The 26,204-nt window shown below is 64.5% G+C and carries 29 protein-coding genes; 11 read left to right on the top strand and 18 right to left on the bottom strand.

The genetic code is table 11. The features are described from left to right. Nucleotide 1 precedes the first annotated feature (1 nt). Together EPD66_RS18760 and EPD66_RS18755 are read right to left on the bottom strand one after the other, a co-directional pair. Entirely contained in the window at nt 2-688 is a 687-nt protein-coding gene (locus tag EPD66_RS18760) for a DUF2786 domain-containing protein (RefSeq protein ID WP_142850044.1), read from the bottom strand. Nucleotides 689-692: 4 nt separating this feature from the next. Further along, entirely contained in the window at nt 693-977 is a 285-nt protein-coding gene (locus EPD66_RS18755; protein WP_142850043.1) for a DUF3572 domain-containing protein, read from the bottom strand. Between the two features lie 227 nt (nt 978-1,204). Between EPD66_RS18755 and EPD66_RS18750 the strand changes: the two genes are divergently transcribed. Further along, nucleotides 1,205-1,387 (top strand): hypothetical protein, encoded by a 183-nt coding sequence (locus tag EPD66_RS18750; protein ID WP_142850042.1) that lies wholly within the window; start codon nt 1,205-1,207, stop codon nt 1,385-1,387. Between the two features lie 220 nt (nt 1,388-1,607). Here EPD66_RS18750 and EPD66_RS18745 read toward each other — a convergent pair whose 3' ends face one another. Both EPD66_RS18745 and EPD66_RS18740 read right to left on the bottom strand, forming a co-directional pair. Further along, nucleotides 1,608-2,393: a hypothetical protein gene (locus tag EPD66_RS18745; protein WP_142850041.1), complete on the bottom strand. Its 786-nt coding sequence runs from the start codon at nt 2,391-2,393 to the stop codon at nt 1,608-1,610. Further along, nucleotides 2,390-3,115, bottom strand: coding sequence for a phosphatase PAP2 family protein (locus EPD66_RS18740; RefSeq protein WP_142850040.1), 726 nt, complete (start codon nt 3,113-3,115; stop codon nt 2,390-2,392). The genes EPD66_RS18745 and EPD66_RS18740 overlap by 4 nt, the downstream gene beginning before the upstream one ends. Before the next feature lie 212 nt (nt 3,116-3,327). On the opposite strand from EPD66_RS18740, the gene EPD66_RS18735 reads away from it, so the two are divergent. Beyond that, complete coding sequence (locus EPD66_RS18735) at nt 3,328-5,379, top strand: YgiQ family radical SAM protein (protein ID WP_142850039.1); 2,052 nt, start codon at nt 3,328-3,330, stop codon at nt 5,377-5,379. 96 nt (nt 5,380-5,475) lie between these two features. Here EPD66_RS18735 and glgC read toward each other — a convergent pair whose 3' ends face one another. Continuing rightward, complete coding sequence (glgC, locus tag EPD66_RS18730; protein WP_142850038.1) at nt 5,476-6,756, bottom strand: glucose-1-phosphate adenylyltransferase; 1,281 nt, start codon at nt 6,754-6,756, stop codon at nt 5,476-5,478. Between the two features lie 164 nt (nt 6,757-6,920). Between glgC and glgA the strand changes: the two genes are divergently transcribed. From glgA to EPD66_RS18705, 5 genes are all read left to right on the top strand, one after another. After that, nucleotides 6,921-8,369 carry a glycogen synthase GlgA gene (gene glgA, locus EPD66_RS18725; RefSeq protein ID WP_142850037.1) on the top strand — a complete coding sequence of 483 codons (1,449 nt, stop codon included), beginning with the start codon at nt 6,921-6,923 and terminating at the stop codon, nt 8,367-8,369. An 80-nt stretch (nt 8,370-8,449) separates the two neighbouring features. Next, complete coding sequence (gene otsA, locus EPD66_RS18720; protein ID WP_142850036.1) at nt 8,450-9,838, top strand: alpha,alpha-trehalose-phosphate synthase (UDP-forming); 1,389 nt, start codon at nt 8,450-8,452, stop codon at nt 9,836-9,838. Nucleotide 9,839: 1 nt separating this feature from the next. Beyond that, on the top strand, nt 9,840-10,823 hold the full coding sequence (locus tag EPD66_RS18715; RefSeq protein ID WP_142850035.1) for a glucokinase: 984 nt from the start codon (nt 9,840-9,842) through the stop codon (nt 10,821-10,823). Nucleotides 10,824-11,087: 264 nt separating this feature from the next. Beyond that, nucleotides 11,088-11,501, top strand: coding sequence for a hemerythrin domain-containing protein (locus tag EPD66_RS18710; RefSeq protein ID WP_142850034.1), 414 nt, complete (start codon nt 11,088-11,090; stop codon nt 11,499-11,501). A gap of 42 nt (nt 11,502-11,543) precedes the next feature. Continuing rightward, nucleotides 11,544-11,972: a YqaA family protein gene (locus tag EPD66_RS18705; protein WP_142850033.1), complete on the top strand. Its 429-nt coding sequence runs from the start codon at nt 11,544-11,546 to the stop codon at nt 11,970-11,972. Here the strand turns inward: EPD66_RS18705 and EPD66_RS18700 are convergent. The 4 genes from EPD66_RS18700 to EPD66_RS18685 all read right to left on the bottom strand — a co-directional run bounded on the left by EPD66_RS18700 (nt 11,942) and on the right by EPD66_RS18685 (nt 15,225). Beyond that, nucleotides 11,942-12,868, bottom strand: coding sequence for a hydrogen peroxide-inducible genes activator (locus tag EPD66_RS18700; RefSeq protein ID WP_142850032.1), 927 nt, complete (start codon nt 12,866-12,868; stop codon nt 11,942-11,944). The genes EPD66_RS18705 and EPD66_RS18700 overlap by 31 nt on opposite strands. A 61-nt stretch (nt 12,869-12,929) precedes the next feature. After that, on the bottom strand, nt 12,930-13,127 hold the full coding sequence (locus EPD66_RS18695) for a bacterioferritin-associated ferredoxin (RefSeq protein WP_142850031.1): 198 nt from the start codon (nt 13,125-13,127) through the stop codon (nt 12,930-12,932). Nucleotides 13,128-13,239: 112 nt separating this feature from the next. After that, entirely contained in the window at nt 13,240-14,592 is a 1,353-nt protein-coding gene (locus tag EPD66_RS18690) for a tetratricopeptide repeat protein (protein WP_142850030.1), read from the bottom strand. A 105-nt stretch (nt 14,593-14,697) separates the two neighbouring features. Continuing rightward, nucleotides 14,698-15,225, bottom strand: a complete 528-nt coding sequence (locus EPD66_RS18685; protein WP_142850029.1) for a bifunctional 2-polyprenyl-6-hydroxyphenol methylase/3-demethylubiquinol 3-O-methyltransferase UbiG — start codon at nt 15,223-15,225, stop codon at nt 14,698-14,700. Nucleotides 15,226-15,319: 94 nt separating this feature from the next. Between EPD66_RS18685 and EPD66_RS18680 the strand changes: the two genes are divergently transcribed. Continuing rightward, nucleotides 15,320-15,754: a DUF1178 family protein gene (locus EPD66_RS18680; protein ID WP_142850028.1), complete on the top strand. Its 435-nt coding sequence runs from the start codon at nt 15,320-15,322 to the stop codon at nt 15,752-15,754. A gap of 11 nt (nt 15,755-15,765) precedes the next feature. Further along, on the top strand, nt 15,766-16,062 hold the full coding sequence (locus EPD66_RS18675) for a hypothetical protein (protein ID WP_142850027.1): 297 nt from the start codon (nt 15,766-15,768) through the stop codon (nt 16,060-16,062). Here the strand turns inward: EPD66_RS18675 and glp (EPD66_RS18670) are convergent, their stop codons facing one another. From glp (EPD66_RS18670) to glp (EPD66_RS18655), 4 genes are read right to left on the bottom strand one after another with little or no spacing between them, the layout of a single operon-like run. Further along, entirely contained in the window at nt 16,063-17,319 is a 1,257-nt protein-coding gene (gene glp, locus EPD66_RS18670) for a gephyrin-like molybdotransferase Glp (protein ID WP_142850026.1), read from the bottom strand. Beyond that, a complete protein-coding gene (gene mobB / locus EPD66_RS18665) occupies nt 17,316-17,816 on the bottom strand; it encodes a molybdopterin-guanine dinucleotide biosynthesis protein B (protein WP_142850025.1) in 501 nt (166 codons plus the stop codon). The genes glp (EPD66_RS18670) and mobB overlap by 4 nt, the downstream gene beginning before the upstream one ends. Beyond that, complete coding sequence (locus EPD66_RS18660) at nt 17,813-18,331, bottom strand: DUF2478 domain-containing protein (protein WP_185961502.1); 519 nt, start codon at nt 18,329-18,331, stop codon at nt 17,813-17,815. Before EPD66_RS18660 ends, mobB begins: the two co-directional genes overlap by 4 nt. A gap of 4 nt (nt 18,332-18,335) precedes the next feature. After that, entirely contained in the window at nt 18,336-19,601 is a 1,266-nt protein-coding gene (gene glp / locus EPD66_RS18655) for a gephyrin-like molybdotransferase Glp (protein ID WP_370511900.1), read from the bottom strand. A 132-nt stretch (nt 19,602-19,733) separates the two neighbouring features. Here glp (EPD66_RS18655) and EPD66_RS18650 point away from each other — a divergent pair, with 132 nt between their 5' ends. Next, nucleotides 19,734-20,642: a helix-turn-helix transcriptional regulator gene (locus EPD66_RS18650; RefSeq protein ID WP_221931028.1), complete on the top strand. Its 909-nt coding sequence runs from the start codon at nt 19,734-19,736 to the stop codon at nt 20,640-20,642. Between the two features lie 12 nt (nt 20,643-20,654). On the opposite strand, the gene EPD66_RS18645 is transcribed toward EPD66_RS18650, so the two are convergent. Then, a complete protein-coding gene (locus EPD66_RS18645) occupies nt 20,655-21,041 on the bottom strand; it encodes a response regulator (protein ID WP_185961501.1) in 387 nt (128 codons plus the stop codon). Beyond that, entirely contained in the window at nt 21,041-22,483 is a 1,443-nt protein-coding gene (locus EPD66_RS18640) for an ATPase domain-containing protein (RefSeq protein WP_142850022.1), read from the bottom strand. Before EPD66_RS18640 ends, EPD66_RS18645 begins: the two co-directional genes overlap by 1 nt. A 230-nt stretch (nt 22,484-22,713) precedes the next feature. Between EPD66_RS18640 and EPD66_RS18635 the strand changes: the two genes are divergently transcribed. Further along, nucleotides 22,714-23,151: an Rrf2 family transcriptional regulator gene (locus tag EPD66_RS18635; protein WP_142850021.1), complete on the top strand. Its 438-nt coding sequence runs from the start codon at nt 22,714-22,716 to the stop codon at nt 23,149-23,151. Nucleotides 23,152-23,201: 50 nt separating this feature from the next. Here the strand turns inward: EPD66_RS18635 and EPD66_RS18630 are convergent, their stop codons facing one another. The 3 genes from EPD66_RS18630 to EPD66_RS18620 are packed head-to-tail and all read right to left on the bottom strand — an operon-like array spanning nt 23,202 to nt 26,194. Further along, entirely contained in the window at nt 23,202-24,710 is a 1,509-nt protein-coding gene (locus EPD66_RS18630) for a tripartite tricarboxylate transporter permease (protein WP_142850020.1), read from the bottom strand. Nucleotides 24,711-24,752: 42 nt separating this feature from the next. After that, on the bottom strand, nt 24,753-25,196 hold the full coding sequence (locus tag EPD66_RS18625; RefSeq protein ID WP_142850019.1) for a tripartite tricarboxylate transporter TctB family protein: 444 nt from the start codon (nt 25,194-25,196) through the stop codon (nt 24,753-24,755). A gap of 38 nt (nt 25,197-25,234) precedes the next feature. Beyond that, nucleotides 25,235-26,194 carry a tripartite tricarboxylate transporter substrate binding protein gene (locus tag EPD66_RS18620; RefSeq protein WP_142850018.1) on the bottom strand — a complete coding sequence of 320 codons (960 nt, stop codon included), beginning with the start codon at nt 26,192-26,194 and terminating at the stop codon, nt 25,235-25,237. Between the last annotated feature and the right edge of the window lie 10 nt (nt 26,195-26,204).

Below are 26,204 nucleotides of genomic sequence, written 5' to 3'. Positions count from 1 at the left end.
TTTATTCGTCCCCGACGGCCGGGCGAATCGTCACGCCTTGCCCGGCGGCCTGTCCGGCTTCGTAGGCATCGACGGAGACCTTCCTGCCCGAGGCGCGGGTTTTCCTGAAGGTCAGGTTCATTCTGGCCAGTTCCGCCTCGACGATGGCGTTCTTGACCAGGACGAGGTCGCGCCCGCTTCCGGCACGGCTGGCTTCGTTGCGCCGTGTCTTCATCTCCGTCAGCTTGTCGGCGATGGAAACGGCCATGCCGAACAGGAAGGAGGTTCTGGCATCGTCGGAATAGCGGATGAAGCGCTGGGACCGCTTGTAGCGCTGCCATTCCGCGTTCATGGCCCCCGCCACCACGTCGTGGATATAAAGCGCCATCTCCACGCTGCCCGGTAGGCCGAAGAAGACATGGCTGATCTTGCCGGTTTCGTCCTTTTCCATCCACGCCTTGCAGTCGCAGAAATGGGCGATGGCCCCGATACAGGCGGAAATGGGCTGGCGCTGCTTGCGGTTGGTGGGCGCCACGGCGCGGCGGCATTGCTCCTGGGCCAGTTCCAGGTCCGAGAGGGACAGGTCGTGCCGCTCCAGCAATTCGGCGACCTTGGCCGCCGCCGCCAGGGCTTCCTCTTCCGTGCAGCCATTGGCCACCGTCTTGGCCCGCAGGGCCTGCAGGCGTGCTTTCAGCTTGTCTAGTTCCATGCTTTCACCAGCTATTGGCGGCACCGGGAAGGGCGGACCGCGCGACGATAACCATTTCCGGGTTGATCTCGGCGGCCTGTGCCACGGCGACGACATGGCGGTCGTCCTCCAGCACGAAATCCAGCACCGCTCCCAGGAAGGCGGGATCCGAGGCATTGCGGCGCAGGGAATCGCCGTCGCAGCCGGTCAGGGCGAGGAAGCGAGTCAGCAGGTCCTCGTCGGACAGGATGTAGGCCAGGGCATGCAGGGCGATGGCTTCGGCTTGTTCGCTGCGGGGCTGTGGCGGCATCTGGGCACCTGCGCATGGAGGGAGGGGGAGGAACGGGGGGCATTCTTCAGAGAGGCGTCGCGGCTTTGTCAAGCTCACCCTGAAAAAGGTTAAGACTCCGTCTTTCCAGCCCTCGGATTAACCGGTTGGGTGTTGCAGAAATGTGATGGCTGCTGCGCATAAACTGCGATTCCGCATTTGCGAAGGGAGGAATATCTTTGTTTGCAGATGTTTGGAGGATTTCCGTCATGAGCAGCATTGCCTTCCAGTCTCCTTCGCCTCTTCGCAGCTTCTTCCGTCTGCCCTACAAGCTCCTGTCCCAGGTCGCTCACTACCTGGTCTTGTTCCAGGCTGCGTCTGTTCTGAGCGCCCGCGCCGAACGTGGCGAGGCGATCACCTTCGAAGATATGAAGAAGGGCGGTCTGGTCTGATTTCCGCCATGCCTCTTCCGCTGCCCCGCCTGCACGATCAGGAGCGGGGCAGGGGGAGGCGGGCAGGATCTTCCCTTCCGGCGTAACAGCCGCTTCCAGCTGACATAGTATCCGGTTTTCTGTTCCCCTGGTCTGTAAAGACAGGGGTTTTTTGTTTTTCAGGGGGCAGGAAAGTCCTCTTTCCCGGACGGTTTTGTACCGCCCGGGAAAGGAACGAGGATCAAGCCGCCGTCAGGCTTTCGCTTGCCTTGCGCCGGGCCGCGACACGGCGCACCAGGTCGAGCAGGTAAAGGAACAGGAAGATCGAGATCATCAATTCCTGCAATTCCTGGTGATGGCGGGTGGACAGGTTGAAGGGATGGGGCAGGGAGGCGCCCAGCAGGACCGTGGCGCGGTCGAACAGGCGCGGCACGAAGACGCAAAGGGCCGCCGGGATCAGGGCGGTGGACGGCACCAGCCAATAGATCATGGGCAGCTTCCGCAGGCTTTGCAGGCGCCCTTTCTTGAGCAGGAAGGGCACGATCGCGCCGAAAAGCAGAGCGAGAATGGCCATCACGGCGCGCGGCTTCTGGTCCAGGGCCCGCTCGGCCATGTTGTGGAGATTTGTCTCGTTCTGCTTGTTCAGTTCGCCGACCCATTCCGGCGTGCTCCACTGGAACAGGTGCTGTCCCCAGCTCATTTCCTCGCCGCAGACGAAAAAGGCCGCCACGGCCAGCAGGATGAAGCCGCCGCCGATGATGGGCATGCGCGCGCGGTAGAGGGTCCGCGCCATCACCCCGGCAAGCAGGGCGGAAATGAAGAACAGGGCGGCGGTCAGGTTCTCGCCCGGCCCCAGTTCGTCATTAATCCACCAGACATAGACGGCCTCGTCCCAGGCGCGCAGGATCAGGGTGATCGCCAAGGCACCGAGCGGCAGCCACAGCCAGATCCCGCCGGACAGGGCATTCTCGCGGGAGGCGTTCAAGGGGGGAGCGGCACGCAGCTCCCGGAACAGGGATTTCATCATCTGCGGAAAAACTCCAGGGGCAGGCGGATCGGCTGCCCGTGCTGTTCGAAATATCTTTTCCAGAGGATCGTGCAGCAGATGCCGACAAAGGCACCCATCAGGACATCGCCGACGAAATGGGCGTTGGTGAAGATGCGGCTGGCACCGACCAGGATAGCGAAGGCGAAGAAGGGAATGCGGAAACGGGGAAAGAAGACGGCAAAGACGGTCATCGCCGCGAAGATGGTCTGGGTATGGCCCGAGGGGAAGCTGACGATGCTATAATCGAAGGTGAAGGGATACAGGCCGTACAGGTCTTCGCGCCACAGCAGGCGCGGCCGCATCCGGCCGATCAATCCTTTCGCCAATACCACCACAAGACCGGAACTGCACATGGACAGGACGAAGAAGGCCCCCGCCCGCTTCAGGGCGGCAAAGGAAGCCGCTTTGGCGGCACGGCCATGGCGCAGGCCGAGCCAGCCCGCGATCAGCATGAGAAAGGCGAGGCCGTACCACAGACCGCCTTCCCCGAGGACCGTGACATAAGAGAAGAAAGTATGAACTTCCTTCGGCTGGTGGTGCCGCATGAACATCACCACTTCCCGGTCCCAGAAGAAATACGAGGCCAGGCAGAGGATGCTGGTGACGATGAAATAGCTGGTAAGCGGAAAAGAAGCGATGCAGAGCAGGGGATTTTGCGATTGGAATTGCGGCAGCGACTTTTTACCGGGGGAAGTGTCCATGAAGCGCTTTTACAGTAATGGTGGTGTAGGGGCAGGAGCATACAAGCCTGCAGCAGCAGCTTCAATAGCTGCCTCTTTCGGCCCGCAGGAGGCCGGAAAAAGGCTGGTGCCGCGCTCTTTTTAGGAAGGATGCCGCCCCAGGACATTTCTGTGCTGCGGAGTCGGTCATTATGCCTTTATGATCCGCCGCCTATCGCCTTGCCAGGATTGCCATGCTCGACGCCAAGAATCTCTTTTCCTACCCCAAATACCGCCCGGACCTGCGTCCGGCGCCGTTCCTGCCCATGTCGCGTGCCGAGATGGACCGGCTGGGATGGGATGCTTGCGACGTCATCCTGGTGACCGGCGATGCCTATGTGGACCATCCCAGCTTCGGCATGGCGATCATCGGCCGATTGCTGGAAGCCCAGGGCTTCCGGGTCGGCATCATCGCCCAGCCGGACTGGAACGATGCCGCGCCGTTCAAGGTGTTGGGCAAGCCCCGGCTGTTCTTCGGCGTCACGGCGGGCAACATGGATTCCATGGTCAACCGTTACACGGCCGACCGCCGCCTGCGCCACAATGACAGCTACACCCCCAATGACGAGGGGGGCAAGCGGCCCGACCGGGCGGTGATCGTCTATTCCCAGCGCTGCCGCGAGGCCTACAAGGACGTGCCGATCATCCTGGGTGGGATCGAGGCTTCCCTGCGCCGCATCGCCCAATACGACCATTGGTCGGAAAAGGTGCGGCGCTCGGTCTTGCCCGACAGCAAGGCCGACCTGCTGCTTTACGGCAATGCCGAACGGGCCCTGGTCGAGGTGGCGCATCGCATCGCCGCCGGCGAGAAGGCGCGCGAGATCAACGACGTGCGCGGCATCGCCTTCATGCGCAACGAGGTGCCCGAGGATGTCATCGTGGTGGATTGGAGCGACGTGGACACCACGCCCACCCCGGCGCCCCGCGACGTGCCGCGCGACAAGGTGGTGGTGCGCCTGCCCAGCTATGAGCAGGTGAAGGACGACAAGATCCTCTACGGCCATGCCTCGCGCGTGCTGCATCTGGAAAGCAATCCCGGCAATGCCAGGGCCCTGGTGCAGCGTCATGGCGACCGCGAGGTCTGGCTGACGCCGCCGCCCATCCCGCTGACCACGCCCGAGATGGACGGTGTCTTCGACCTGCCCTATGCCCGCGCGCCGCATCCCATCTATGGCGATTCCCGTATCCCGGCCTGGGAGATGATCCGTTTCTCGGTCAACATCATGCGCGGCTGCTTCGGCGGCTGTTCCTTCTGCTCCATCACCGAGCATGAGGGCCGCATCATCCAAAGCCGTTCCGAGAAGTCGATCCTGCGCGAGATCGAGCATATCCGCGACAAGACCAAGGGCTTCACCGGCGCCATTTCCGATCTGGGCGGTCCGACCGCCAACATGTACCGCCTGGCCTGCAAGGACAAGGAGACGGAAAAAGTCTGCCGCCGCCTGTCCTGCGTCTATCCCGATATCTGCAAGAACCTGAACACCGACCACGATCCGCTGATCCGCCTTTACCGCAAGGCGCGCGAACTGCCGGGCGTGAAGAAGATCTCCATCGCTTCGGGCCTGCGTTACGACCTGGCGGTGCGCAGTCCGGCTTATGTCAAGGAACTGGTCACCCATCATGTCGGCGGCTATCTGAAGATTGCCCCCGAGCATACGGAAGCCGGGCCGCTTTCGAAGATGATGAAGCCGGGTATCGGTACCTATGACAGCTTCAAGGCCATGTTCGACAAGGCCGCCAAGGAAGCGGGCAAGAAGCTGTACCTGATTCCATACTTCATCGCCGCCCATCCCGGCACCAGCGACGAAGACATGATGAACCTGGCGCTCTGGCTGAAGCGCAACGGCTTCAAGGCCGATCAGGTGCAGACTTTCCTGCCGTCGCCCATGGCGATGGCAACGGCGATGTATCACAGCGAACGCAATCCCCTGAAGCCGATCCGCCGCCAGGGCACCGAGATCGTGTCCTCGGCCAAGGGCTTGCGGCAGCGCCGCCTGCACAAGGCCTTCCTGCGCTATCACGATCCGGAGAACTGGCCGATGCTGCGCGATGCCCTCAAGCGCATGGGGCGCGGCGACCTGATCGGCCCGGGCGAGCATCAGCTCATCCCCGCCTGGCAGCCCAGCGGCAGTGGACGGGGCGCCGGGGTACCCGCTGCCCCTGCCGCCAGGAAGCCGGGCGGACAGAAATTCATGACCCAGCAGAGCGGGCGCGGACGGCGCCCCTGGCGGGGGAAGAATAGCTGAGCGCCGCCCCATGCTTCTTGATAGGAAATTAGCCTCGTCCTGAGGAGCCGCGAAAGCGGCGTCTCGAAGGACGTGGCGGGCCAAAGGCCGTTTCGTTTATTCCAACGCGTCGAGCATGCTCTGGGTGATCAGGGTGATGCCCTTGTCGGTGCGGTAGAAGCGGCGGGCGTCTTCTTCCGGATCCTCGCCGACCACCAGGCCCGCCGGGATATGGCAGCCGGAATCGACGACGCAGCGATGCAGGCGGCAATGGCGGCTGACATCCACATCGGGCAGTAGGACCGAATCCTCGACCACCGAATAGGAATTCACCCGCACATTGGAAAAGAGCATGGAACGGCGCACCGTGGCGCCGGAAACCACGCAGCCGCCGGACACCATGGAATCCACCGCCATGCCGCGCCGGTTGTCGGCGTCGAAGACGAATTTCGCCGGGGGCAGTTGCGCCTGATAGGTCCAGATGGGCCAATCGGTGTCGTAGAGGTTCAAGGCCGGGGTGACGGTGGTCAGGTCGATATTGGCTTCCCAATAGGCGTCCACCGTTCCCACGTCGCGCCAATAGGGTTCCTTGTCCTCTTCCACCACGCAGGAATCCTGGAAGCGGTGGGCGACCACCTTGTAGCGCCCGACCAGCGAAGGAATGACGTCCTTGCCGAAGTCATGGGCCGATTCGGTCAAATCGGCATCCTTGGCGAGGTGGTCGTAGAGGAATTGGGCATTGAAGATATAGATGCCCATGCTGGCCAGGGCGATGCCCGGGCGGCCGGGGATGGATTTCGGATTCTCGGGCTTTTCCTCGAATTCGATCACGACGTCTTCGTCATCCACCGCCATGACGCCGAAGCTGGTGGCGTCGGCCACCGGGACTTCCAGGCAGCCGACGGTGACGTCGGCGCCACGGGCGACATGTGCGGCCAGCATGCGGCCGTAATCCATCTTGTAGACATGGTCGCCGGCCAGGACGAGGACGAATTCCGGGTCATGGGCATGGATGATGTCGAGATTCTGGAAGACCGCATCGGCGGTGCCCTTGTACCAGTTCTCGCCGGTGGTCCGCTGCTGGGCGGGCAGCAGTTCGACGAATTCGTTGAACTCGCCGCGCAGGAAGCCCCAGCCGCGCTGCACGTGCTGGATCAGGCTATGGGCCTTGTATTGGGTCAGCACGCCGATGCGGCGGATGCCGGAATTGATGCAGTTCGACAGGGTGAAGTCGATGATGCGGAACTTGCCGGCGAAAGGGATGGCCGGCTTGGAATGCCAATCGGTCAGCGCCTTCAGCCGCGACCCTCTGCCACCGGCAAGGATCAGGGCTAAGGTGCGGCGGGTGCGTTGGTTGATTTCGGTGTCGATGGAACCGGACCTGTCGCCTTGAAACATCCCTCGCTCCCTTGCCAAAAGTCGTCCTGACGGTGCCATACCCGCCCAAGAAGTCAAGCGCGCGACCCTCTGCCAAATGCCCTTCTGACATATGGTAAGGGGCCTTCCGAAAGCCCCGTCCTTGGGCTAGGGTTGACGCCCTTTTCGGCAAGGAGATCAACCCGATGCGTGTCCTGTTCGTCACTTCCGAAGCCTATCCGCTGATCAAGACGGGCGGCCTGGCCGATGTGAGTGGCGCCCTGCCTCCCGCCCTCAATGCGTTGGGCGTGGAAACGCGCATCCTGCTGCCGGGCTATCCCGCCGCCCTGGAGGGGGTGGAGGATGCCCGGGTGCTGGCCGATCTGTCCCATCCCTTTCCCATCGGGCAGGTGCGGCTGGTGGAAGGGCGGATGCCGGACAGCGGGTGCCTGGTGCTGCTGATCGACTGCCCGGCCCTCTATCACCGGGACGGCGGCCCCTATCAGGCGCCGGACGGGTCGGATTGGGCCGACAACCATCTGCGCTTCGGCCTGCTGGGTTGGGTGGCGGCACGGCTGTCCCAGGAAAATTCTCCCATCGGCTGGCGCGCCGACATCCTGCATTGTCACGACTGGCAGGCGGGTCTGGCTCCGGCTTACCTGGAATATTGGGGCGAGACCCATACCGCCAGCGTCACCACCATCCACAACATGGCCTATGCGGGCATCTTTCCGGCGGAGCGGGTGCCGCAACTGGACCTGCCCTGGTCGCTCTACACGCCGGAAGGCTTCGAGTTCTGGCAGAATCTCTCCTTCCTGAAGGCGGGGCTGGTCTTTTCCGACAAGCTGACAACGGTCAGCCCGACCTATGCCCGCGAGATCCAGTCCGCCCCCCATGGCTGCGGTTTCGAGGGCCTGCTGTCCCACCGTTCGGCCGATCTGGTGGGCATCCTCAACGGCGCCGATTACAGTGTCTGGACGCCGGAAACAGATCCCCATCTGCTGCATCCTTTCGCCCCCGGCGATCGTCGGGGCAAGGCGGCGAACAAGGCCGCGCTCCAGAGGGAACTGGGCCTGCCCGAGACGCCCGATGCGCCGCTTTTCGTCATCATCAGCCGCCTGAACTGGCATAAGGGGATGGATCTGGTGCTGGAGGCCCTGCCCAGGCTTGTGGCCGGAGGTGCTCAACTCGCGGTTCTGGGAACCGGCGAACGCGGGCTGGAAGAAGGCTTCCGAGACGCCGCCCTCCGTCATCCGGAACAGGTTGCCGCCCGCATCGGCTATTCCGAGGCACTGGCCCATCGCATGCAGGCGGGGGGCGACCTGCTGCTGATGCCGTCCCGTTCGGAACCCTGCGGCCTGACCCAGATCTATGCCTTCCGCTACGGCACCTTGCCGCTGGTCAATCGCACCGGCGGGTTGGCCGATACGGTGACGGATGCGGCTTTCGACAGCCTGAGCGACGGCAGCGCGACCGGATTCGTCTGCGACGAGGCGACCATGCCGGCGCTGGAATGGACGCTCGAGCGGGCCCTGGCGCTGTACCGCCAGCCCGATCAATGGAGCCGGATGGTCGATGCCGCCTTCGCCCAGGATTTCGGCTGGAACCACTCCGCGCAGCGTTATTTCGAGCTTTATCAATCCCTTCGCCCTTAGTGGGCGGGTAGAAAAGCCTTGACTCCTATCCTATCTTGAAGGGGAAGTGCGTAAGCATGCCATCCTGAAAGGAGGCCCAGGTGAAACGATTGGTGGTCGTTTCCAACCGCGTTGCCGTGCCTGACGGGACCACCCGTGCCGGCGGCCTTGCGGTCGCGCTGCAAGAAGCCTTGCAGCAGAATGGCGGCATTTGGTTCGGTTGGAGCGGCAAGATCAGCGCCCAGACTCCTTCGGCGCCGCAAATACTTGAGGAAGGTCCTGTGACCTTCGCCACGCTCGACCTCAGCCGACGCGATCATGCGGAATACTATAACGGTTACGCCAACCGCACCCTCTGGCCTATTTTTCACTATAGGTTGGGTCTGGCCGATTTCAACCGCGAGAATTACACCGGCTATCTTCGTGTCAACACCCTGTTCGCGCACCAGCTTTTCCCGCTGCTGCGCGAGGATGACGATATCTGGGTACACGACTATCACCTGATCCCCATGGGCGAGGAATTGCGCCGCCTGGGGGTCCGGCAGCGCATGGGGTTCTTCCTGCACACCCCTTTTCCGGCCATGGAAATCCTGCTGGCCTTGCCCGGCCATGACCGCATCGCGCGCTCGCTTTGCGCCTATGACGTGGTCGGGTTCCAGACCGAGAACGACCTGCGCGCCTTCCACGACTACATCACCCTGGAAGCGCGCGGGGAAGTGCTGTCCAACGGCATGGTCCAGGCTTTCGGCCGTACCTTGAAGGCCGAGGTCTTTCCCATCGGCATCGACGTGGACATCATCGTCGATGCCGCCGAGAATTCCGACGAGATCGAGGATGTGCAGGCCCTGAAGCGCCGCCTGCGCGACTGCCGCCTGATCATCGGCGTGGACCGGCTGGATTATTCCAAGGGCCTGGCCGAGCGTTTCAAGGCCTTCGGCAATCTTCTGGAACATTACCCGCAATGGCGCGGCAAGGTCAGCCTGATGCAGATCGCCCCGCCATCGCGCAGCGACGTGCCGGAATATCTGCGTATCCGGCGCAATCTCGAAGCCCTGGCCGGGCATATCAACGGCCGTTTCGCCCAGGTCGGCTGGACGCCGCTGCATTATTTGAACTCCAGCTTCGAGCGCAATGTGCTGGCCGGGTTCTACCGCAACAGCCAAGCTTGCCTGATCACCCCCTTGCGTGACGGGATGAACCTCGTCGCCAAGGAATACGTGGCGTCGCAGAACCCCGACGATCCTGGCGTGTTGGTTCTATCACGCTTCGCCGGAGCGGCGCGCGAGCTTCATGCCGCGCTGCTGGTCAATCCTTACGACGAAGCAGGCGTGGCCGAGGCCATCAATGCGGCCTTGTCCATGCACCACGACGAGAGGCGGGAACGCTGGTCGGACATGATGCGGGCGGTGCGCAATTCCTCGCTCGACCGCTGGCGGGAAAGCTTCCTGTCCGCCCTGCGCCAGGCCCCCTATTCTGTGGAAGAGGGATGACATGCGCGACGATGTGGTTCCCGGTCTGATCGCCGATATCGGCGGCACCAATGCCCGCTTCGCCCTGGCCTGGCCGGGGGGAGAGGTTTCCGACATCAAGGTGTTCCGCTGTAACGAACATCAAGGCCCCGAGGTGGCCGCCGCGGTTTACCTGGACGAGGTGAAGCCGCCCTTGCGGCCGGTGCGGGCGGCCTTTGCCGTGGCCTCGCCGGTCACGGAGGACCGGGTGGACCTGACCAATCATCCCTGGAGCTTCTCCATCAGCGGCGTCCGGGATCATCTGGGCCTGGATCATCTGCGGGTGGTCAACGACTTCACCGCCATCGCGCTTTGCGTCCCGCATCTGACCAAGAAGCAGCGCGTCCGCGTCGGCATGGCGGAACATGCCGTCGCCGACGCCCCCATCGCCGTGCTGGGCCCCGGTACCGGGCTGGGTGTTTCGGTGCTGGTCCCCCACGGCGCGGATTGGATTGCCCTGCCCACCGAGGGCGGCCATGTCACCATGCCCGCCCTGACGGCACGGGAGGCGGCGGTGATCGAGGTGCTGTCGCGGGAATTCGGCCATGTTTCGGCCGAGCGGATGATCTCGGGCCCCGGCCTGACCAACATCTATCACGCCCTGTGCACGCTGGAGAACAAGCCGCGCAAGCATCTCTCGCCGGGCATGGTCTCGGAACGTGCGCTCGACGAGACCGATCCGATCTGCATGGAGGCCCTGCAGATCTTCTTCGCCATGTTCGGCACGGTGGCGGGCAACATGGCCTTGTCGGTCGGGGCGCGGGGCGGAGTCTATGTGGCGGGCGGCATCATCCCGCAATTGATGACGGCCTTCCTGGCGTCGGATTTCCGTGCGCGCTTCGAAGCCAAGGGGCGCTTCCAGGACTATCTGGCGCAGATTCCGGTCTTCGTCATCACCCATCCCTATCCCGCCTTCCTGGGCCTGGGGGGGCTGGTCCAGATGCCCGCCGAAACAAGGAAAGCGTGACTGTATAGGGGAAAGACCTTACAAGCATATGACAAAACGTCGGGGCATAAGAGCGCCCCGACGGAAGTTTTACCACGGAGGAGAACGGATATTTATCCAGACCTGGGGCAGGGGAAGCTTCAGTTCAAGAAGCAGATGTGAACTGTTATTTTTCATGAGATTATGGATGAAGGGCTCTATCCCTTCGTATAAACGACTTCCGCATGTCTTCCCACGAATGTGGGTTGCCTTCACACTAAGGCTATACAGTGTGAAGGGCGGAACATGGTCAGCATTCGTTTCCTCGATGGATTGCGGACAGGGCATTCCCAGATCGACGACAGCCATCGCATCATCATCGATATCCTGAACGATATCAGTCTGGCCGCCGAGGCAGGAAATACCGCACGCTGCCGGGAATTGATGATCGTCTTCAGCGAGGTCTGCGAGTTACATTTCGCCGCCGAAGAAATGGTCCTCAACAGCGCACGTTTCCCCGGCGCCGAGGAGCATGCGCAGTTTCATCGCCAGCTTCTGGGGCGGGTGCGGGGCTTTCTCGGCCATTTCCTGGATGGCGCCGACATCTTCGAGATCCGCGACGGCCTGGAGGAGCTGGCAGGGCTGATCATCGACGACGTGGTCAAGGGCGATCTGAGTTTCCGCTCGTATCTGATCGAAAAGGGCTTGGCGACTCCCTAATTCCTCGACAGTTTCGGGGCGTGGGGGATAAGAAGCCGAGTCATGACTGCCTTTGCCGCTTATGGCGGCCTTTTTCTGTCCTCTTTCATCGCCGCGACCCTGCTGCCTGCCCAATCAGAAGCCCTGCTGGCGGGATTGCTGGCGGCGGGCGGCTTCGATCCCGTGCTGCTGGTCACCGTCGCCACCATCGGCAATGTGCTGGGGGCGGTCGTGAACTGGCTGCTGGGGCGCTATATCGTCCACTTCCGGGACCGCCGCTGGTTCCCGGTCAAGGGCAAGGCGCTGGACCGCGCCACGGCTCAGTTCCAGCGCTGGGGAAGCTGGTCCCTGCTGTTGTCCTGGATGCCGATCATCGGCGACCCGCTGACCGTGGTGGCGGGCATCCTGCGCGTGGATTTCCGCCTGTTCCTGCTGCTGGTCACGATCGGCAAGGCCGCCCGCTACGGCGTGATCACCTTGGCGTTCCTGTAATCCAGCTGCGTTCTCAGGAATTCTCCCAGCAGGCGGAATTCGGCCTTGCGGCCCGACGAGCGGCGCCAGGCCAGGCCGATCCCGCGTCCGGCATGCTCGTCGCTCAAGGGGCGCAGGGCGACGTCGACGCCTTTCAGAATGTCGGAGTCCAGGGCCATTTCCGGCAGGAAGGTGATCCCCAGGCCGCTGGCGACCATCTGCACCAGGGTATAGAGGCTGGTCCCCTGGATCGCCTGGGCATTGCGGTCGGCCACCAGATGGCAGGCGCTCAGGGCATGCTCGCGCAGGCAATGGCCTTCTTCCAGCAGCAGCATGTCCTGCACGTCCAGGTCTTCGGGCGCGATATGCCCGGCCCGCGCCAAGGGATGGGTCTTGGGCAGGGCGACCAGGAAACGGTCATGGCCGACTGTCATGAATTCGGCATCGGGGGCATCGTAGGGCAGGGCCAGTAGCGCCAGGTCGATGTCCCCGGCCGATAGCTGGTCGAGCAGGCGGGCCGTCTGTTCCTCGCGCAGGAACAGTTTTAGCTGCGGATAGGTTTCGCGCAGGGCGGGCAGGACCTTGGGCAGCAGGAAGGGGCCGACGGTCGGAATGACGCCCAGGCGGATTTCGCCGGTCAAAGGCTGGCGGGAGGCCTGGGCCAGTTCTGCCATGTCCTCGACCTCGCGCAGGACGCGGCGGGCGCGTTCGGCCAGTTCCAGGCCCAGCGGCGTCGGCAGGACCTTGCGTCTTGTCCGTTCGATCAGCACCACGCCCAGGATGTCTTCCAGTTCCTGGATGCCGGCGCTCAGGGTCGATTGGGTGACGAAACAGGCTTCCGCCGCCTGGCCGAAATGGCGCAGTTCGACGACGGTGACCAGATAACGGAGCTGTCGGAGAGTGGGAAGAGGGCGCATGAAGGAATAATAGCCAGCGCCGGGCCGTCTGTCTGCCGGGTTGTTCGGCAGTTGGGGGCCTTTATTCGGCCGCCATCTTCATCTCGAGCATGCGCGCTTCATTCTCGCGCACCAGCATGTCACGCATATGCGTCAGGCAGCGGCCGCATTGCGGACGGGTGCCGGTATGCTTGAAGACTTGTGCTGCGGAGCAGGCGCCTGCGCCAATAGCTTGGTTGACCTTCTTTTCGTTCAGGTTGTTGCAGACGCAGACGATCACGAGTGAGGCTCCTTGCAGCGGCTGAAGGAAGCATAGCCAAGGAGCCTCACTTGGCGCAAGTGCAATTCGTTCGCAATGTCATTCAACCTGTAGCCATGTTCCGCGACCGGCTCTAAACCCTCCGCAACACGAAAAGAAGGCTGGGCACCGGCTGATTCTTTTCCGTCCGGGCCACCACCGCGTCCATGGAGACGGTCTCCAGCCCGCAGCTTTCGGCGAGGCGGCGGATATAGGCGGCGTTATGGGCATAGCGGCGGGTCGGCTTCAGGAAGACGTCCTGGTCCTCGCAGCTTTCCACCGTGGCGACGAACAGGCCGCCGGGCTTCAGGGCGCCATGGGCGGCGCGCAGCAGCGGCGCCAGGTCGCCCAGATAAGCCAGCACGTCGGCGGCGACGATCACCTCCCATTCCCTGTCCAGGGGCGACAGGGCCTCGACCACCTCGCCCACGGCCAGATGATCGTAGAGGCCGCGCTCGGCGGCTTTCTCGACCATGCGCGGCGACAGGTCGATGCCGTGCAGGCGCCGCGCCAGGGGGCGCAGGGTGGTCGCGGCAAGGCCGGTGCCGCAGCCGATATCGAGGATGTCGCGGGGTTCCGTCAGCAAGGGCTGCAGCGCCTCGGCCACCAGGATATGGCCGCGATAGTTCAGGTTGCCGGTCAGATTGGCATCGAAGCGGTCGGCATACTGGTCGAAGAGGCAGCGCACATAGGAACGCGGCAGGGCGGTGGGCATGCGGCTTTCCGCTTCGGCCAGCAAGGCGCAGGCGCCGCGCGGGTCTTGCGGTTCCAGACCCAGATAGCGGGCGAAGGATTGCGCCGCCTTCTCGACTTCCAGCATGTCCAGCAGCACGCGGCCGAGATGGAAATGGGCGGCGGCGGCTTCGGGATCGTCGCGCAGCAGGCGTTGCAGCAGCGCTGCGGCCTGCGGCAGGTCGCCCAGTTCGGACAGCAGGGTCGCCAGTTCCAGCCGGGCCTCGGCGTCGCGGGGTTGCAAATGCAGCGTTTCGCGGTAATGGTCCAGGGCCTCGTCCTTGCGGCCTTCCTCGCGCAGCAGCCGCGCAAGGCAGAGATGGGCGCGCGGGCTGTCCGGGCGCAGGCGCAGCGCCAGTTCCCAGGCGGCGATGGCCTCACCGCGCCGTCCCGCCTGGGACAAGGCCTCGGCCTGCCCGGTCAGCCATAGCGAACAGGAGGGATCGAGCGCGAAGGCCGCGCCGAACGCTTCCGCCGCCTCGGCCGGGCGGCCCAATTCCATCAGCATCTCGGCATAGGCGCCGCGCGCCTCGGCCCGCTGCGGGTCGAGGGCGATGGCGGCTTCGAAACGGGCGAGCGCGGCGGCGAAGGTGCCGGCCTCGCGCATCGCCCAGCCCGCCGCCAGGGCCTCTTCGCAGGGATCGGGACGGAGAGCGTCATCCCGCGCGGAAAGACCCGTGCCGGCCAGCGGCAAGTCGAATTTGTCGTGCTGCAAGATGTGTCACTGCCTCGAAAGACATGGCCGCCGGACCGAAGGCGGCACCCCCATGCGGCGCGGAAATACGCTTCCGCCCGAGACAGTGCAATGGGATTATATTCTTTATGCCAGCGGCGCCGGTCCGTCCCCGCGAATCGCGCAGATTCGCTGCACCACGCTTGGTTTGGGCGTGCGCCCCTGTTCGAAGGCAAGGATGGTCAGGCGGCCATGCAGCAGGTCGATCAACTCGCTTGTCTTCAGCAGGTGGTCGGGATTGCGCGGGCGGCCGTATTGCTCGTTGCCCAGCGCGAAGGTCTCGTAGATCAGCACGCCGTCCTTCTCCAGGCTTTCGGCCAGCAGCGGGAAGAGGGGGCGGTGCAGGTAATTGGTGACGACGATGCCGGCGAAGCGGCGGCCCACCAGCGGCCAGGGCGAACCGTCCTCCAGGTCGGCGGCGATCACCTCGGCCCCGGCCGCATCGGACAATCCGGCGATATCGCGGTCGACCATGGTCACAGGATGGCCACGATCCAGGAACATCCTGCCATGGCGCCCCAGTCCGGCGGCCAGGTCCAGCACCGGCCCGCCGGGACGGATCAGCGGCGCGAAGCGGGTGACCCAGGGGGAGGGCGGGGCAGGGACGGCATGCATGCAAAAAGCTCCTTTCGCTCCTATATCCTTCACCTTGTAACCTTCTTCATGCTCCTGTAAAGGACCTGGATGGCTGATTCGGTGGCTAGGAAATATGATCGTCTTCAATCTGAGATGTGGCGGTGGCCATGTTTTCGAAGCCTGGTTCCGTGACGGGGCCAGTTACGAGGCTCAGGCTGCGGCGGGCGAAGTCTCCTGCCCGTCCTGCGGCAATCGGGATGTCGTGAAGGCGCCGATGGCGCCCAATGTGGTGTCCAGCCGCAATGCCGAGAAGGCGCGCAAGGGCGAGGAGGACAAGGCTGCCCGTGCCGCTGCCGAGATGCGCAAGGCGTTGGTGGAATTGCGCCGTCAGATCGAGGAAAAGGCTGACAATGTGGGGGATCGTTTCGCCGACGAGGCCCGCCGCATCCATTACGGCGAGACCGACCCGCGCGCCATCTACGGCCAGGCCACGCCCGAGGAAAGCCGCGAACTGGCGGAAGAGGGGGTGGATTTCGTCACTCTGCCCTGGTTGCCCCACGAGAATTGAGGAGAAGCGGAATGGCCGACTATACCCGCCGCAGGATCATCGGCCTGGCCGGGGCCTTGGGCGCCCTGGCCGCGACCCGTCCGGTCCACGCCCTGTCCATCCAGGACGCGCCGCCCCATCTCCAGGCCCTGCGCCAATCGGCCTGCGGCGGTCCCGATGACGACCATGTGGCCTTGCTGGCCGAGGTCGATGAGATGCTGGAAAAGGAAGCCGGCCGCCGCCTGACGCCCGAGGAAAAGCGCTTGATCCTGTCCGAGCTTTCGCTGACCTGCCCGACTTGCGGCTGCGCCGTGGCCGGGCTGTTCTGATCAGCCCAGCACTTCCGAGAAGGGCAGGAAGTCGAGCAGGGTGCCCGGCTCGACGGCGGGCAGGTCCTCCGGCAGCACGATCAGGCCGTCCGAGGCCACCATCGAGGTGAGGATGCCCGACCCCTCCGAGGGGAAGCGGCGCAGCATCACGCGGCCGTCCTCGGCGCGGTACAGGCTGCCGCGCAGCCATTCCCGCCGCCCCACGCGCTTCTTGAAGCTGAAATCGGCGATGGCCGGATAGGTACGGGGCAGGCTGTCCGGCATGCCCATCATGCGGCGCAGCAACGGGCGGGCGAAGATCAGGAAGGTCAGCATGGTGGCGACCGGGTTGCCCGGCAGGCCGATGAAGGGTGTCGCCCCCACTTGGCCGAAGGCCAGCGGGCGCCCGGGACGGATGGCGATGCGCCAGAAATGCAGCGAGCCCAGATCCTCGACCACGGCCTTCACATGGTCTTCCTCGCCGGTGGACACGCCGCCAGAGGTCAGCACCGCGTCGAAACCCGTCATGGCTTGCGTCAGGGCCTCGCGCACCAGTTCCGGGCGGTCCTTGACGATGCCCAGGTCGGTGACCTCGCAGCCCATGCCGCGCAGCAGGCTCCACAGCACATAGCGGTTGGAATCGTAGATGGCGCCGGGCTCCGCCTCCTGGCCGGGATCGCGCACCTCGTCGCCGGTCGAGAAGATGGCGACCTTCAGGCGGCGGAAGACGGATAGCGAGCCGCGCCCGATCGAGGCGGCGAGGCCGATCTCCTGGGGGCGCAGGATGGTACCCGCGCGCAGGATGACGCTGCCCGCCTGGATATCCTCTCCCGCCTTGCGCAGATTGGCGCCTTTCTTGGTGAAGGGCAGGGTGACGACGCCGTTTTCCTCGGCGCAGACTTCCTGGGGCAGGATGGTGTCGCAGCCTGCGGGAACCGGGGCGCCGGTGAAGATGCGGAAGGTTTCGCCCGGCCGGGCGGGGCGGTCCAGCACATGGCCCGCCGGGATGCGGCCGCCGACGGGCAGGCGGGTTCCGCCTTCTTCCTTCAGGTCGGAATGGAAGACGGCCCAGCCATCCACGGCGGAATTGTCATGGGGCGGCACGGCGCGGTCCGAGACCACATCCTGCGCCAGCACCCGTCCGGCCGCCTCGAACAGGCCGACCGTCTCGGTCTCGGCGACCGGCGCGACGGCGGAAAGCAGCGCCTGCAAGGCATCATGGGTCCGCAGCATGTCCTTGCCGGGGGCGAAGGCGTCGGGCGGGGTGCAGGAGGTCATGGCACAAGCCCCGTGCGTTTCAGGATGAAATCGGCGATGGCATCCACATCGTTGAGATCGAACAGCGGTACGCCCAGCCCGTCAAGCCCTTCGTCCGAGGCCACGGCGACCACATGGGGATCATGGGGCCAGAGCGGCGGCTTGCCGACCGAGGGACGGTGGATTTCCAGCTTGTCGTGGGGATGGCTCTTGAAGCCTTCGATCAGCAGCAGGTCCACCGGCGACATGCGGCCGATCAGTTCGGTGACCGAAGGTTCTTCCTCGTCGCGCAATTCATGCAGCAGCGCCCAGCGCGAGGAGGATGCGACCAGCACCTCGCTGGCCCCGGCCTCGCGGTGACGGAAGGAATCCTTGCCCGGCTGGTCCATGTCGAAACGGTGATGGCTATGCTTCATCGTCGATACCGTGAAGCCGCGCGCAATGATCCGGGGCAGGAGCTCGATGAGCAGCGTCGTCTTGCCGCTGCCGCTCCAGCCCGCCAGACCGAAAACCTTCATGGCCGAGGGGCCTCCTTCTGTACTTTCGCCCACCAGGACCGCAGGGCGTCCGGATCGGCCGCCAGGATGTCGCCCGCACAATCCGTCAATTCGTCCCAGGCCGCCTTGTAGCGGTGCGAGACGGCGGTCAGGACGGGGATGCCGCGGCTTACGGCTTCGAACAATTCGGCGGTCAGGCCGCGCCCCAGAGATTCGTGGCGGGCGAATTTGTTGATGATCAGCAGATCCAGGCCGCGCTCCATGTCCCGGCGCAGGACCATGCTGGCATCGGCCAGCCCGCCCGGATCGACGCAACAGGCCTGCGAGAAGCGGCCCAGATTCTGCGAGATCAGATAGACTTTTCCTTCGGCGATGTCGACCAGTTCCATACGGCTCTTGCCATTGGGGTCCGTGCCGCTGCGCTGATACAGGCCGCCGACGCGCACCCCCCGGTCCCGCAATTCCTCGGCGAAGGCGCCGAGCAATTCCTCGGTATGGCTGCCGCTGGGATGGAGGATGACGCCGATGGCCGCCATGGACTCAGCCCAGGACTTGTTCGTAGAACAGGAAATCCACCAGATCGCCCGGCGCGACGTCGCCGGCATCCTCGGCCAGGTCCACCAGCCCTTGGGTCCGGACCAGCGAGGACAGGACATTGGATTCCTGGGTGGGATAGGCCTCGGCCACCAAGCTGCCGTCCGGTCCCGGCACCAGCGAACAGCGCAGGAACTGGCGGCGCGGATGCCGCTTGCGGAAGGAGAAGTTGGCCTTCACGCGCAGGCGCGGCGGCGCCATGGGTTCGGCCATCGCGCCCGACAGGCGCAGGATCACCGGACGGCCGATCAGCATCAGGATGACGAGGCTGGACACCGGATAGCCCGGCAGGCCCAGGAAAGCCGCATCGCCGATCGTGCCCAGGGCGGTGGGCTTGCCCGGCTTGATGGCCATGCGCCAGAGATGGATGGCGCCCAGGGATTCCACGGCGCCGCGCACATGGTCCTCGCCACCCACCGACACGCCGCCGGCGGTGATCAGCAGGTCGTGCTGCCGCGAGGCCTCGTCCAGGCGGCGGCGGAGCAGTTCGGGCCGGTCGGGGATATTGCCCAGGTCGTGGACGTCGCAGCCCAGGGCGCGGATGGCGGCGACGATACCGAAGCGGTTGGAGCAATAGATGGCGCCGGGGGGCAGGGGATTGCCAGGCTCGACGATCTCGTCGCCGGTCGAGAAGACACCGACGCGCAGGCGGCGGTAGACGGTCAGGCTGGGCCGGCCATTGGCGGCGGCCATGGACAAATCGTGCGGGCGCAGGCGCTTGCCCTTGGGCAGGACGACGCTGCCCGCCATGAAGTCGTCTCCGGCCTGGCGGACGAAATTGCCCTTCGTCAGGCCGCCGGGGATGCGTACCCAATCGCCGTCTTCCGTCTGGCAATCCTCCTGCATCGCCATGGTGTCGGCCTCTGCGGGCATCGGCGCGCCGGTGAAGATGCGGGCCGCCTCGCCGGGGCCGAGGGTTCCGTCCCAGACATGACCGGCGGCGATGCGGGCGACGATCCTCAGCCGCGCGCCGTCCGCGCCGACATCCTCCGCGCGGAAGCAGAAGCCGTCCATGGCGGCATTGGCGAAGGGCGGCTGGGTCAGCTCGGCCACCAGATCCTCGGCCAGGACGCGCCCTCCGGCCTCGGCCAGCGGAACGGTCTCGGTGCCGACCACGGGGATCAGGCGCTCGTCCAGATAGGCCAGCGCCTGGTCCAGGGTCAGCAGCGTCTCGGGAGCTTTGAAGCAGTCGTTAAGGTCTTGTGCCATCATGATTCGAGCTTGCTTGCGGCCCGTTATCATGGCCGCGCGGGACGTGGGTATCCACAAAAAAAGTTGTCCGCCGACAAGGCCTTGCCAAGAGCCGTCCGCGGCGGCACTTTTGGCGCGAAGAAAGGGAGCCCGATGTCTGACGAATCTGCCGTGCCCGAATTGATGGGCACCAAGGAAGTGGCCGCCTATCTGCGGATCAAGGAGCGCAAGGTCTACGAGCTGGTGAGCGAGCGCAAGATCCCTTGCACGCGCGCCACCGGAAAATGGCTGTTCGTGCGCAGCGTCATCGACCGCTGGCTGATGAGCAACACGGAATTCGCCGGTGACCTTGGGGGGCTGGTCGGCCAGCCGCCGCCGGTGGTGGCGGGCAGCAACGATCCCTTGCTGGATTGGGCCCTGCGCGAGGCGGGCTGCGGTTTGGCCCTGCTCTCAGGCGGCAGCGCCGACGGGCTGGAGAAGATGGCTTCGGGCGAAGCCCTGATGGCGGGCGTCCATCTCTTCGATCCCGAAACGGGCGAATGGAACCTGCCGCAGATCCGCGAACGCCTGGGGCGGGCCGATGTGGTGGCGATCGAATGGGCGCGGCGGCGCCAGGGCCTGGTGCTGGCGGCGGGTAACCCGCTGGGCATCGCCAAGCTTTCCGATCTTGCCGCTAGCGGCGCCCGCATCGCCGTCCGCCAGAGCGAGGCCGGCAGCCAGCGCCTGTTCGAAGCCCTGTTGGAGAAGGAAGGCCTCAGCCTGTCGGAGTTGACGATCAATCCGCATCCGGTGCGGAGCGAGACCGATCTGGGGCTGGCGGTGCTGGAAGGCTCGGCCGATGCCGGACCGGCCATCGAGGCGGTGGCGGGATCGCTGAAGCTGGATTTCCTGCCGCTGGTGGAGGAACGTTACGATCTGGTGCTGCGCCGCCGGGATTATTTCGAACCGCCCTTCCAGAAGCTTCTGGCCTTCGCGAAAAGTGCGGCCTTCGCCGAAAAGGCCAGGGCCCTTGCAGGCTATGACGTCACGGGGCTGGGAAATGTGCGCTATAACGGGCCGTGATTATGGGGGCCGTCAAGAGGCCCCCCGCCCGTTTTTCAGCAAGGACGTGATGGCGGTCAGGATGTCCCCGGCCATGACCGGTTTGGACAGGAACTGGTCGACCAGTTCATAGGCATCCTCCTCGGGGGGGATGACCGCGCTCAGCATCAGTACCGGAATTGCGGCCAGGCGCGGGTCCTGACGCATTTCCCGCAGCATGGACAGGCCGTTGCGGTTCGGCATCATGTAATCGGTGATGATCAGGTCAGGAACCGTCTCGGCCAGGCACGTCAGGCCTTCTTCGCCATCCCCGGCCTGCATGACGCGGTAGCCCTCCAATTCCAGAAGGAGGGACAAAGCAAGCTGAATGCCGGATTCGTCTTCCACGATCAAGATGAGCGGAGGATTAGTGATGGCCATTATCCAGTGCCTGACGCGGGATCCCGGGGGCCGTCCGTGAAAAGGATGCCGCCTTGGCTGATCGTATATTCCCGCCATAGAGGGTCGAAGGCGCTATCGCGGACCTTGAGAACCGAAAGATAGCGGCGCAGATGCTTGCCTTCTTCCTCGTAGCGCAACAGCAGGATGTTTTCCGCTACGGCCGAGAGATTCCCGAGGTTGACGCTGAAAGTGGGCGGCGGAAGGATTTCGGTGCGTGTGGTGAAGAGACTGCTTACCTCCATGCGGCGCAATTCGCTGTTCAGGGCGTTCAGGAAGCCGGGCAACCTTTCGGGATGAACGGCCGAATCGTCGAAGGCGTCCACCCCATCCAGCACCAGCCGCTTGATCTTGTGCTTCTTGATGGCACGGAGAAGCTTGTTGCCAAGCTCGTCCAGCAGGTTCTCGCTGGGCGGGGTCCAGATGAAATGGATCAGCCCGCGATCCATCATCTCGCCCACATTTAGCCCGAGTCGTTCCGATTTCATGCGAAGCCTCACCTCGGCCTCGTACAAGCTATAGAACAACGCCGGTTCCTCTGCGGTCGCGGCGGCGGCGAATTGCAGGGCGAGCGTGGTCTTTCCCGCCCCGGTGGGACCGAAGAGCAGGCTGGTGGTGGCGGCGGGGAAGCCGCCGCTGACCATCTTGTCCAGCGCGGGGAGGCCGCTGGAAACCCGCCCTTCGAGCGGCGCTTCAGGGATTTCACGGCGCGTCACCGTCTCCAGGCGGGGGAAGACCCGCACGCCTTCGTCGCTGATGGTGAAGCTGTGACGGCCGGGTATGAAATCGCTGCCCCGGTATTTGCGGATGCTGAGGTCGCGGTAGGCCCGGTAGGCCAGTTGATGGGTGTTCATCTCGATCCAGCCATCGACCATCGTATGTTCCGGGCGGGGCTGGGGCTGCTGCCGGCTGTTGGTCAGCAGCAGAACGGTGCAATCCATCAGCGCGGCCAGGTTGGTGACGTCGTTGACGAACTTGCGGAACTCCCGCTCTGACTGGACATTCTCTTCCAGCACGAACAGCCCGTCCAGGACCAACATCGAGGCGTTGCGCGCACGGCATTCCTTCATGATCAGTTCAAGAATGCCGTTCAGGCCCTTGGTGGTCAGGATATGGAAGCCGCTGATGTAATCGATGCTCATGGGCCAGAGGTCGGCATCGAAGAAGCTCATGCTCGACAGGTTCTTGAGCAGCCGGTCATGGGATTCGGCAAGCAGGGTGACATAGACCGAGCGTTCGCCCGCCTGGGCCTGATGGAAGCAGACCTGATTCGCCAGCACCGTCTTGCCTGCCCCAGGCGAGCCTTCGAGGATGAAAACAGACCCACGCAGGAAACCGCCCAGGAGAATGGTATCCAGGCCGGCACATCCGGTGGAAATCCGGTGAGCGGTCTGAACCGGCGTATTCTGTGTCTTCGCTGTCATAGACGAGGGGATCCTCCAACTGGCGGTAGATTAGGCAATCTCTACACTGGCGTCCACCCTGGGCACGTAATGTGCGGGGCGAGTTTTTCGAGACGGGATCAATCTTTTGTCATGATGAAAAGCGACGAACTTGCCTCATGAGTAAAGTTTCATATGTAATGCACCTCCATCTGGGGCTCTAGCGGTTTGGAACGTCCGGAGTCTTCTTTTCCAAAGTCCAGGGAGGCGATGTGCGCATCACCCGCTATACCGATTATGCCTTGAGGGTGCTGCTCTATCTGGCGGTGCGTCCCGATGAAGTGGTGACGATCCGCGCGATCGCCGAGTGCTACGGCATTTCCGAGAATCATCTGATGAAGGTGGTCCACAAGCTGGGCCAGATCGGGGTCGTGCAGACGGTGCGCGGGCGGGGCGGCGGGCTGAAACTGGCGCGCCCGCCGGAAGAGATTTCGCTGGGTGCCGTGGTGCGGGCCACCGAGGACGACCTGGCCCTTGTGGAATGCCTGGATAGCACCGCCAATACCTGTCCGATCGCCGGGGGATGCGGGCTGACCGGCATCGTCAACGAAGCCCTGGCGGCTTTCCTGGCGGTCCTCGACCGTTACAGTCTGGCCGATGCCGTTTGCCGCTCCCGCGATCTGGAACGGCTCCTCAAGGTCGGCGTCTGAGATAAAAAAACGGGGCCGGCGAACCGGCCCCAAGTTGGGAGGCAACGCAATCAGTCGGCGGAAGCTTGCTTCTTCCGGCGCAAGGGATTGATCCGCCGCAGCAGCGGCATCAGCAGGACCAGGGCGGTCAGGATGGCGATGCCCAGCGAGATCGGGCGGGTCAGGAAGACCGTCCAGTCGTCGCGCGAGATCATCATGGCGAGGCGGAAATTCTGTTCCGCCATGGGGCCGAGCAGCAGGCCCAGGATGATCGGCGCCAGGGGGAAGTCGAGCTTCTCCAGGATATAGCCCAGCAGACCGAAACCCAGCATGACATAGAGGTCCGAGACGCGGCCGTTGACGGTGTAGACGCCGATGGCCATCAGAACCAGGACCAGGGGCACCAGGACCTGCGAGGGCAGGCGCAGCACCTGGGCGAACAGGCGGGTCGCCAGCAGGCCGCCGAGCAGTAGCAGCAGCGCCGATGTCACGAAGAGCTGGATCATGAAGCCGTAGACCACGTCCGGGGCGTCATGAAACAGACGAGGCCCCGGCTGCAGGCCGTGGATCATCAGCGCGCCCAGGATCAGGGCGGCGATCAGGTTGCCGGGAATGCCCAGCGTCAGGGCGGGAATCATGGCCGAGGCATTGTCGGCATTGTTGCCGCATTCGGCCGCGGCCACGCCGTCCGGATTGCCCTTGCCGTAGCTTTCGGGATCCTTCGAGCTCCGCTTCGCTTCGTTATAGCTGAGCAGGGCCGCGATATTCCCCCCGGCACCGGGCAGGATGCCGACGGCGATGCCGATGAGTGAGGAGCGGGTCCAGGTTTTCCAATGGCTGCGCAGGGCGGACAGAAAGGAGATGGCGCTCTTGAATTTCAGCGAGGCGCCGCGCAGCAGGTCGCCACCCCTGGCTTCGGCCATTTCCATCACCGGCGGCAGGGCGTACAGGCCCACCAGCACGACGATCAGTTCGAAGCCGCTCAGCAGGTACAGGCTGTCGAAGGTATAGCGGGCCTGGCCGCTGACCTGGTCCACCCCGACCATGCCGATCAGCAGGCCCAGCGCGGCGCTGATCAGGCCCTTCAGGGGATCGCCCCCGACCAGCACGGCGATGCTGGCAAGGCCGAAGACGGCGACCCAGAAATATTCCGCCGGTCCGAAGGCCAGGGTGACGAGCGACAGCAGGGGCGCCAGGGTCAGCAGGGCGATGGCGCTGGCCATGCCGCCGATGGCCGAGGACCAGCAGGCGACCGACAGGGCATGGCCGGCATCGCCCCGGCGGGCCATGGGATGGCCGTCGAAGGTGGTGGCGATGGCTGCTGGCGTGCCGGGAATGCGCAGCAGGATCGCCGGAATGGCACCGCCATACATGGAGCCGTTATAGATGCCGGCCACCAGGGCGAGCGCCGTCAGCGGGTCCATCCCATAGGTCAGGGGCAACAGCAGGGCGATTGCCATCACCGGGTTGAGGCCCGGCAGGGCGCCGATCAGGATGCCGGCGATGGTGCCCACCACCATGCCCAGCACCGATGTCCAATGCAGTGCGGCGGGAATGGCGTGGAGAAAGGCGTCAAGCATGAAGGACGATCCTTGACCGCGAGGCGAAAGGGGGCCGTGGGCCTAGAAGGCCATGAAGAACTCGGCCGGAAGCGGGCGGCGCAGCAACAGGATGAACACGGCGTAGAGCAGCACCAGGAAGATCACCGTCGCCCCGGCGAGATAAAGGGGGCGGCGGAAGCCCAGCGCCAGCGCCAGCACCGGAACGAACAGCGCGCTGCTGGTGAAGAAGCCCAGGCTGGGCAAGGCCATCACATAGACCACGCAGATCGCGGCGGTGACGGCAAAGAGCGGCAGGCTGGTGAAGAGCGGCTTTGCCGGGGCATCGCCCGCCGGACGGCTGCGCAATCCCCGCAAGGCGAGAATTGCGCCCAGCAGGGCCATGATGGAGCCGATGGCCGTCGGCAGCGCGCCAGCGCCGCCGACATAATCCTTGCCCATCATGGCCGCTCCGACACCCAGCCCCAGAAAGACGATGCCGGCGGTGACGTCACGCGACTGCATCATTGCGGTTCCTTCGGGGGTTCGAGTGGGTTGGGCGATGATCAGTTCTTCGCCAGGCCGAGATTGCGCAGGGCTTCGCCCAGGCCTTCATATTCGGCATTGATGCGCTGGGTCAGTTCCTCGCCCTTCAGGATGCGGGGCGATTCACCGAGCTTGGCCAGGAATTCGAGATATTCCGGGGTGTGCACGGCCTTTTCGATGGCATCGGCGAGGATGGCGCGGCGCTCTTCCGGCAGGTCCTTCGGACCCAGGACGAAGCGCCACAGGACCGTCTCGAGTTCCGGATGGCCCAGCTGGCCGAAGCTGCTGGCACCGGGCAGGGCCTCGACCGGATCGGCGGAGGTGACGATCAGGCACTTGGCCTCGCCGCTTTGCACATAGGGCACGACCGGGGAGATGGTGCCGCCGTAGATGTCGACGTGGCCGCCCAGGAAGTTCTGCAGGGTTTCACCGGCGCCGCGGAAGGGAATGGGACGCAGCTTCAGGTCCATGGCGCCGGAAAGACGCTCGACCGCCAGCTGCATCATGCCGCCGATGCCGTCATTGCCATAGGTGTAGTGGTCGGGGCGGTTGCGGATTTCCTCGATGAAGGACGGGCCGTCATCGGCCGGGAAGTCCGGCTTCACGCACAGGGTGTAGGCGGTTTCCGAGGTGCTGACGATGGGGGTGAAGCTGTCGAGCTTGTACTGCACCGGCTGCACATGGGGCACGCTGGTGATGGGGCTGTTCCAGGTCGCCAGCAGGGTGTAGCCGTCGGGCTGGGCGCGCATGAACTGGGTCACGCCCACCGAACCGCCGCCGCCGGCCACGTTCAGCACGGCGACCGGCTGGGACAGGACCGGCGAAAGCTGGCTCGCCAGCATACGGGCGGCCACGTCGGTGCCGCCGCCGGCCGGGGCGGGAACGATCATTTCGATCGGGCGGGCAGGGAATTCCTGCGCCATCGCCGGAGCGACGCCGGCGGTGACGGCCAAGCTGGCAGCGAGAAGGGTCCTCTTCATTCCTCTTCCT

The organism is Telmatospirillum sp. J64-1 (genome assembly GCF_006980715.1).
Classification (GTDB): domain Bacteria; phylum Pseudomonadota; class Alphaproteobacteria; order Rhodospirillales; family Magnetospirillaceae; genus Oleiliquidispirillum; species Oleiliquidispirillum nitrogeniifigens.
This window is presented reverse-complemented; position numbering and strand designations above follow the sequence as displayed.

What these genes read in the sequence shown, in the direction of transcription:
- EPD66_RS18760 (WP_142850044.1), bottom strand. Translation starts at nt 688, where the DNA reads ATGGAACTAGACAAGCTGAAAGCACGCCTGCAGGCCCTGCGGGCCAAG.
- EPD66_RS18755 (WP_142850043.1), bottom strand. Translation starts at nt 977, where the DNA reads ATGCCGCCACAGCCCCGCAGCGAACAAGCCGAAGCCATCGCCCTGCAT.
- EPD66_RS18750 (WP_142850042.1), top strand. Translation starts at nt 1,205, where the DNA reads ATGAGCAGCATTGCCTTCCAGTCTCCTTCGCCTCTTCGCAGCTTCTTC.
- EPD66_RS18745 (WP_142850041.1), bottom strand. Translation starts at nt 2,393, where the DNA reads ATGATGAAATCCCTGTTCCGGGAGCTGCGTGCCGCTCCCCCCTTGAAC.
- EPD66_RS18740 (WP_142850040.1), bottom strand. Translation starts at nt 3,115, where the DNA reads ATGGACACTTCCCCCGGTAAAAAGTCGCTGCCGCAATTCCAATCGCAA.
- EPD66_RS18735 (WP_142850039.1), top strand. Translation starts at nt 3,328, where the DNA reads ATGCTCGACGCCAAGAATCTCTTTTCCTACCCCAAATACCGCCCGGAC.
- glgC (WP_142850038.1), bottom strand. Translation starts at nt 6,756, where the DNA reads ATGTTTCAAGGCGACAGGTCCGGTTCCATCGACACCGAAATCAACCAA.
- glgA (WP_142850037.1), top strand. Translation starts at nt 6,921, where the DNA reads ATGCGTGTCCTGTTCGTCACTTCCGAAGCCTATCCGCTGATCAAGACG.
- EPD66_RS18715 (WP_142850035.1), top strand. Translation starts at nt 9,840, where the DNA reads ATGCGCGACGATGTGGTTCCCGGTCTGATCGCCGATATCGGCGGCACC.
- EPD66_RS18710 (WP_142850034.1), top strand. Translation starts at nt 11,088, where the DNA reads ATGGTCAGCATTCGTTTCCTCGATGGATTGCGGACAGGGCATTCCCAG.
- EPD66_RS18705 (WP_142850033.1), top strand. Translation starts at nt 11,544, where the DNA reads ATGACTGCCTTTGCCGCTTATGGCGGCCTTTTTCTGTCCTCTTTCATC.
- EPD66_RS18700 (WP_142850032.1), bottom strand. Translation starts at nt 12,868, where the DNA reads ATGCGCCCTCTTCCCACTCTCCGACAGCTCCGTTATCTGGTCACCGTC.
- EPD66_RS18685 (WP_142850029.1), bottom strand. Translation starts at nt 15,225, where the DNA reads ATGCATGCCGTCCCTGCCCCGCCCTCCCCCTGGGTCACCCGCTTCGCG.
- EPD66_RS18680 (WP_142850028.1), top strand. Translation starts at nt 15,320, where the DNA reads ATGATCGTCTTCAATCTGAGATGTGGCGGTGGCCATGTTTTCGAAGCC.
- EPD66_RS18675 (WP_142850027.1), top strand. Translation starts at nt 15,766, where the DNA reads ATGGCCGACTATACCCGCCGCAGGATCATCGGCCTGGCCGGGGCCTTG.
- glp (WP_142850026.1), bottom strand. Translation starts at nt 17,319, where the DNA reads ATGACCTCCTGCACCCCGCCCGACGCCTTCGCCCCCGGCAAGGACATG.
- mobB (WP_142850025.1), bottom strand. Translation starts at nt 17,816, where the DNA reads ATGAAGGTTTTCGGTCTGGCGGGCTGGAGCGGCAGCGGCAAGACGACG.
- EPD66_RS18660 (WP_185961502.1), bottom strand. Translation starts at nt 18,331, where the DNA reads ATGGCGGCCATCGGCGTCATCCTCCATCCCAGCGGCAGCCATACCGAG.
- glp (WP_370511900.1), bottom strand. Translation starts at nt 19,601, where the DNA reads ATGATGGCACAAGACCTTAACGACTGCTTCAAAGCTCCCGAGACGCTG.
- EPD66_RS18650 (WP_221931028.1), top strand. Translation starts at nt 19,734, where the DNA reads ATGTCTGACGAATCTGCCGTGCCCGAATTGATGGGCACCAAGGAAGTG.
- EPD66_RS18645 (WP_185961501.1), bottom strand. Translation starts at nt 21,041, where the DNA reads ATGGCCATCACTAATCCTCCGCTCATCTTGATCGTGGAAGACGAATCC.
- EPD66_RS18640 (WP_142850022.1), bottom strand. Translation starts at nt 22,483, where the DNA reads ATGACAGCGAAGACACAGAATACGCCGGTTCAGACCGCTCACCGGATT.
- EPD66_RS18630 (WP_142850020.1), bottom strand. Translation starts at nt 24,710, where the DNA reads ATGCTTGACGCCTTTCTCCACGCCATTCCCGCCGCACTGCATTGGACA.
- EPD66_RS18625 (WP_142850019.1), bottom strand. Translation starts at nt 25,196, where the DNA reads ATGATGCAGTCGCGTGACGTCACCGCCGGCATCGTCTTTCTGGGGCTG.
- EPD66_RS18620 (WP_142850018.1), bottom strand. Translation starts at nt 26,194, where the DNA reads ATGAAGAGGACCCTTCTCGCTGCCAGCTTGGCCGTCACCGCCGGCGTC.